General features: G+C 29.1%; 7 protein-coding genes. 5 read left to right on the forward strand and 2 right to left on the reverse strand.

The annotated features are described in order from the left end of the window. Nucleotides 1-67 precede the first annotated feature (67 nt). Nucleotides 68-799, forward strand: coding sequence for a tyrosine-type recombinase/integrase (locus tag WBG30_RS13595; protein ID WP_424505198.1), 732 nt, complete (start codon nt 68-70; stop codon nt 797-799). Nucleotides 800-879: 80 nt separating this feature from the next. Here WBG30_RS13595 and WBG30_RS13600 read toward each other — a convergent pair whose 3' ends face one another. After that, the gene (locus WBG30_RS13600; protein ID WP_424505199.1) at nt 880-1,155 is read right to left on the reverse strand and encodes an HU family DNA-binding protein; all 276 of its coding nucleotides are present in this window, start codon (nt 1,153-1,155) and stop codon (nt 880-882) included. A 254-nt stretch (nt 1,156-1,409) separates the two neighbouring features. Between WBG30_RS13600 and WBG30_RS13605 the strand changes: the two genes are divergently transcribed. From WBG30_RS13605 to WBG30_RS13615, 3 genes are all read left to right on the forward strand, one after another. Continuing rightward, nucleotides 1,410-3,662, forward strand: coding sequence for an adenosylcobalamin-dependent ribonucleoside-diphosphate reductase (locus WBG30_RS13605; RefSeq protein WP_424505200.1), 2,253 nt, complete (start codon nt 1,410-1,412; stop codon nt 3,660-3,662). Between the two features lie 64 nt (nt 3,663-3,726). Then, the gene (aroQ, locus tag WBG30_RS13610; protein WP_424505201.1) at nt 3,727-4,179 is read left to right on the forward strand and encodes a type II 3-dehydroquinate dehydratase; all 453 of its coding nucleotides are present in this window, start codon (nt 3,727-3,729) and stop codon (nt 4,177-4,179) included. Beyond that, nucleotides 4,160-4,702 (forward strand): hypothetical protein, encoded by a 543-nt coding sequence (locus WBG30_RS13615; RefSeq protein WP_424505202.1) that lies wholly within the window; start codon nt 4,160-4,162, stop codon nt 4,700-4,702. The genes aroQ and WBG30_RS13615 overlap by 20 nt, the downstream gene beginning before the upstream one ends. A gap of 14 nt (nt 4,703-4,716) precedes the next feature. Here the strand turns inward: WBG30_RS13615 and WBG30_RS13620 are convergent, their stop codons facing one another. Next, on the reverse strand, nt 4,717-6,072 hold the full coding sequence (locus WBG30_RS13620; RefSeq protein ID WP_424505203.1) for an ATP-dependent nuclease: 1,356 nt from the start codon (nt 6,070-6,072) through the stop codon (nt 4,717-4,719). 137 nt (nt 6,073-6,209) lie between these two features. Here WBG30_RS13620 and WBG30_RS13625 point away from each other — a divergent pair. Then, nucleotides 6,210-6,389, forward strand: a 180-nt coding sequence (locus WBG30_RS13625) for an NAD(P)-binding domain-containing protein (RefSeq protein WP_424505204.1), incomplete at its 3' end; no start/stop codon positions are given.

A 6,389-nucleotide genomic window follows, 5' to 3' on the forward strand; every position in this document is an offset into this window, starting at 1 on the left:
GTATAATTTAAGGTATTATATAATATATAAAAAATTAATACTAAAAATAAAATTAGAGGAGAACTTTATGGAAATAAATCAGTTGGATGCTCTGAAAAAAAAACTAGAAGAAAATAAAGATGATGTGGTAATAAGCATGTTACTAGAAGAAAAAATAAAAGAACTTGAAAAGCAACTAAAAAAAGAAAAGAAGAAAAGAGTCGTAAACAGAGATATTAAATATTTAACCAATATGGAATTTGATAAATTAATAGATTCTTTTAAAGAAGCAGAAAAATTATTTTTAATGGATAAAAAGAAACAAAAATTCAAATTTTTTGAAAGAGATAAATTAATTTTTCTTATTGCTTATGAGTGTGGATTGCGAGCAAGTGAAATTTCTAACTTAAAAAAGGAAGATTTCCATGAAAATAGTAAAGAATTATTTTGTAGGAGATTAAAGGGAAGTCGGAATAATACTATCCGTTTAACTAGAGGGACAAGCAAATTATTACGGGAATATATTGGTTATGAAAACAATTCAACTTATATATTTTTAAGTAGAAAATCTACACCTTTAAGTCGTCAACACCTTACAAGATTATGCAAAAAATATTTTAGTTTAGCGAATATTCCAAAAGAAAAACAACACTTTCATACTTTAAAACATACGGCAGGAGTTCATTTAGCTGATTGTGGACTAGATATCAAGGAAGTCCAGTACATTTTGGGGCACAGAAACGTCGAAAATACTATGATTTATTTTGATTTCACATCCAAGCAACAAGAAGTTTTATACAGTAAATTAGGAAGAGGTTAGACAATTAATAAAGTAAAAATTATTTCATATAATTTTTTAAAAAAACAAAAAAAAGGAGAGTAAATCTCCTTTTTAATTTTTTAGTTCATCTTATCGTTTAATTTTTTTCCAGCTTTAAACTTAACAGCTTTTTTAGCAGGAATAGTAATTTCTTCACCAGTTTTAGGATTTCTTCCTTTTCTTTCAGCTCTTGCAACTACTTCAAATTTTCCCCATCCGATAAAGTTAACTTCATCTCCGTTTAATAATACTTCCTCAACAGTTGTCATGAACGTATCTAATTTTCTTTCAGCTTCTGCCTTAGATTCAAAATTTCCTCTCTCTGCAAATAATGCTACGAAATCTTTTTTAGTCATTTTAATACCTCCCATTTTTTATCCCTTATAAAACAAGGGTTTCAATGCCTCTATCAATTTATACCATATTTAATAGAGGATTTCAACTTTTTTATAAAATTATTATTTCATTTGTTAACAATAAATAAATAAATTTTGTTTATTTTTTAAAAAAAAGTATGAAAATATCGAAATTGGTGGTATATATTATAGTGTAAAACACAATATTTAGTAAAAACTGGGAAATAAAAACTATATAATGGGGTGAAGTTATTTTGAATGAGGTAAAGTGGTTAGGAGAAGAAAATATTTTAGGTCAAGATATTTGGGAAAAAAAATATAAATATACTGATGAAACTTTTAAAGAGTGGTTAGAAAGAATTTCCAATGGGAATCTCTTATTGAAGGACTCTATAGTTAATAAGGAATTTATTTTTGCAGGAAGAATATTAGCTAACAGAGGACTTCATAAGTTAGGAAGGAAGATAACTTATTCAAATTGTTATGTATTAACTCCTCCTGAAGATAACTTAGAATCAATTTTTGAAACGGCTAAAAAATTAGCTCGTACTTTTTCCTATGGTGGAGGATGTGGAATTGATATATCAAAATTAAGACCCAGAGGAACTGTGGTTAATAATTCAGCTATGGAAACTACAGGTTCTGTATCTTTCATGGACTTATATAATCTTACTACAGAGATCATAGGGCAAAATGGGAGGAGAGGGGCTCTAATGCTCTCCATTTCAATAGATCATCCAGATATTCAAGATTTCATAGGAATAAAAGGGGATCTTTCAAAAGTCCAAAAAGCTAATATTTCTGTTCGGATGACCGATGAATTTATGGAAAAAGTAAAAAAAGATGAATTATTTAAATTAAAATTTGAAGTTATAGATACAGATGAAATTATGGAAAAAGAAGTTAGAGCAAAAGATCTCTTTAAAGAGTTGGCACGTCAAAATTGGAATTATGCTGAACCAGGAATGTTATTTTGGGATAGAATATCAAATTGGAATCTTCTTAGTGAAGACGAAAACTTTGAATTTGCAGGAACCAACCCTTGTGCTGAAGAGCCTCTTCCTGCAGGTGGGAGTTGTTTATTAGGGTCCTTGATCCTTCCTAGTTTTTTTAATAAAGCAAAAGATGAGTTTGAATTTGATAGATTAAAAAAAGCTGTAAGGATTGGAGTGAGAGCTCTCAATGAAGTTTTAGATGAGGGGTTACCCTTACACCCATTAAAGGAGCAGAGAGAATCTGTGGCTGATTGGAGACAGATAGGATTAGGGATCTTAGGAGTAGGAGACCTTCTTATTCAGATGGATCTCAGATATGGATCGCCTGAATCGATAGAATTTTGTGACGGGTTAGGTAAGATCATTATTACGGAAGCTCTTAAAGAGAGTGCCTACCTTGCAAAAGAAAACGGTGCTTATCCTAATTTTAATTTAGAAACAATTTTAAAATCACCATTTTTAATTGAAAACTCCGATGATGAAGTCATAGAATTAATTAAAAAATACGGTTTAAGAAACTCTCAGTTGCTTACTATAGCTCCTACAGGATCTATTGGAACTATGTTGCAGATGAGTACTGGAATCGAACCTAACTTTGCTTTTTCTTATACAAGGAAGACAGAGAGTTTGCATGGAGAAGATGTATTTTATGAAGTGTTTGCTCCTATTGCAAAACAATATATGGAAAAAAATGATATAGAAAGCACAGAAGATCTCCCTGAATCCTTTGTAACAGCTCAAAATTTAGATCCAATTGAAAGATTACAAATGCAGGCTACTTGGCAAAATAGAATAGATGCTAGTATCTCTTCTACTGTAAACCTAATCAATAAAACTACTATAGAAGAGGTTGAAAATATCTATCTAAAAGCTTGGGAGTTGGGATTAAAAGGAGTAACAGTATATCGATCTGGATGTGCTCGAGAGGGAATTTTAACATTGGGAAATCAAGAAGAAAAGGAAACTTTAGAATTGCCTAGAGGAAAGTTAAAAAGTATAGCTGAAGATACAATATATTATCCTAAAAATTTGAGAATCGGATGTGGAAAATTAAAGGTGATGATTGGGTATTCTCCAAGTGCAAATAAGATTCAAGATCTTTATGTAATAAGGAGTGGGTCTGGAGGTTGTGAAAAAAATATTCAAGCTGTAGCTATATTTATGTCTGGTATGCTTAGGTTAGGAGGTAACTTATTTATGCTAGAAAAGTCTATTGAAGGTATCAGCGGTTGTCCTGCTTTTGCAAGAGGAAATGCTGTAGGAAGAAAATTATCTAAAGGTGATACTTGTCCACTTGCAATCTTAAATATATTAAAGGAATTTGAATCTGAGATGGGATTGAAAGATTATGAAGCTGCACAGGCTTTTATAAAACAAAAAGAAGAAAAATTTAATGAAGAAACTGATGAAATATTTACTCATAGTACACCTTGTCCTGAGTGTGGAGAAAAATTAGAAGTCTCCGGTGGATGTTATTCTTGTAGAGCTTGTGGATATTCAAAGTGTGATTAAATTTTGAATAAGTTGAAAACCTCCTACTTTTATAGTATCATATAAAAAAGAGTAGGAGGTTTATATGAAAATTTTAGTTATAAATGGGCCCAATATAAATATGTTGGGAATTAGAGAAAAAAAAATATATGGAAGTCTGTCATATCCTAAATTAATAGAGATGATAGAAGAAAAATCTAAAAAATTAAAGATAGAAATTGAGTGCTTTCAAAATAATATTGAGGGTGAAATAATTAATAAAATTCAAAGTGCATATGGTTTATATGATGGAATTATAATAAATCCAGCAGCATACACTCACTACAGTATTGCTATCTTAGATGCAATCAAATCGGTTTCAATTCCAACCATAGAAGTCCACATAAGTAATATACATTCTAGAGAAGAGTTTAGACATCGTTCTGTGACCGCTTCTGCTTGCGTAGGTCAAATATCTGGGCTGGGTCCTTATGGTTACCTTATGGCATTAGAATATTTTAAAGAGACAGGAGATATTCATGAAGAAATTTGTAATTAAAGCTGATATCATCTTTATAGTTTTATTTGTTGCATTTCTTTCTTTTTTTACATTTTTTAAGATAAAAAATAGTTATAGTCTATCACCTTTACCTAAAATAAATAAAGAACTCACTTTAGTTAGAAGATCTATAGATGATTTTTGTAATACTTATGAAAGATATCCTAGTGAGGAAGAGATAAAGGGTTATGATAAAGAAAAAAAATTCTTTACTATTTTAGCTGAAAACAGTAATAGTGGATTTAATCTTTTGAAGAATTTTGAATTTCCAGGGACTCCTTTATATACAAAAGATGTAGATGGTATACCTGTAGAGATAGAAATAAATAATAATATTAAAATTTGCAATAAATTAGAAAATTTAGGATTAGCTAATGAATTTTATTCTTCAAATGGTGGATGGATCTATTCACCTAGAAACGGTGAATTTAGGGCAAATCTACAAGATCGTCAGGCTAAAGATAAAAAAAAAGATCCTAGTAGACCTAAATGGGGTAATAATATAGATTGGTATTATAAATAGGAGGGGAAATCCTCCTATTTATATATCTTTAAAATTTTCTGTTTTAATTTTTCTGGAACTACATAGTTATTATTAGAAATATTTTTTATAGCAATAAATGGTTTATGCTTATAATTTTTTTTAACTCTATCCATTCCTTCGAGTTCTTCTTCTATATCATTTGTAAATTCTACGATCTCTCCTATCTCATTATTGATTAAACTCCTAATCCCCTTATTATGTCTTTTACTCACAAGACGTGTTTCTTCATCTCTCCAAATATGTTCATCTTTATCATATACAGCTACATAAGGTATTCTATATTGATTTAATAATCTTATAAATTGAGGTATAGTACTCTTACTACCACATTCTACAAGGGAATATTCATATTTGTATACTCCTAATTTTTTTGCTAAAAATGGGATAATTATTTTATCTGTCTGTCCCTCTACTAAGATTACTTTCTTTGCAAAAAAAAGTTCTCCTCTATCAGGATTCATCCAGTAATTCATATTGAAATTTTGTATTTCATCCCCTTTAAATAGTTCTCCTTTATGCTGAATCACATAGGTCCCATCATGGTTTTTTCTAACCAAACATATAGATTTATAATTATTTAATTCTATAAATGAACTAGAATGGGTAGTCACATAGATCTGTCCACCATACCTAGCAATATTTGTCATAACTGAGTGTAATTCCCTTTCAGCTTGTGGATGAAGGTATAGTTCTGGTTCTTCATACATAATGATTGTATTTCCCAATAAATTGTACCGAGTACTTTTGGTTACACTAGCTATTCTCCTCATTATTCTAAACATTACTTCTCTCTGGAGACCTCTACTAGCATATCTTTCTTCTAGATACTGCATCTCTAGATCTAGTTTTTCTATTAATTTTTCTACATAAGCAAGTTTATTGTTATTACTTATAACTAATATAATTTTTTCATAGATATCTAATATAGTCTTATTGGATGAAGCTGAAAACGATGGAACAAATATAATCTCTATATTTTCCCTTATATAATATTCTAAATGTTTTGATAGAGGACGAAATTCATCATTTTTTTTATAAAAATAATCTTTTTTATCCGCTGTAAGAACTTTTTTTATAACAATTTCATCCTCTGAATTTTTTATCGATTTAAAGGCATTTAGTTCCTTTAATTTTAAACTATCAAAGGTAATAATAAGCTCTGTAGGGATATTCATATGATAACTATGTTTATTTTTAAATGTGATCTTATCAAAAAATAGAAGTATGGCAGATAGAATATTTGATTTACCATGATTACTCTGTCCTATAAATAATAAAAAATTTTCAAATTCTATATGAGTTTCATTTATAGATTTCCAATTTTTGATAGTTAAGTTCTTAATATGCATCTTTTCCCTCCTATTATTTAAATTCATTACTAGTATACCTAATCTTTCGTAGAAATGCTACAAATACTAAATTTTAAAGGTTTTAAAAGATTTATTTAGTATATAAAAAAGAGAATAATACAACTAGGAGGTAAAATATGAAGATAGGTATCATAGGTTTAGGAAAGATGGGAGGAAAGATTGCACTAAGACTATTAAAACATAATCATGAAGTTTTTGTATATGAACACCATCAAGATAAGATTGATCTTATGATAGAAAATGGTGGTGTAGGATACAATGATATGGATAAATTCATAGAAGAAATAAATACTCAC

It is taken from the genome of Psychrilyobacter sp. (genome assembly GCF_049671765.1).
GTDB lineage: Bacteria > Fusobacteriota > Fusobacteriia > Fusobacteriales > Fusobacteriaceae > Psychrilyobacter.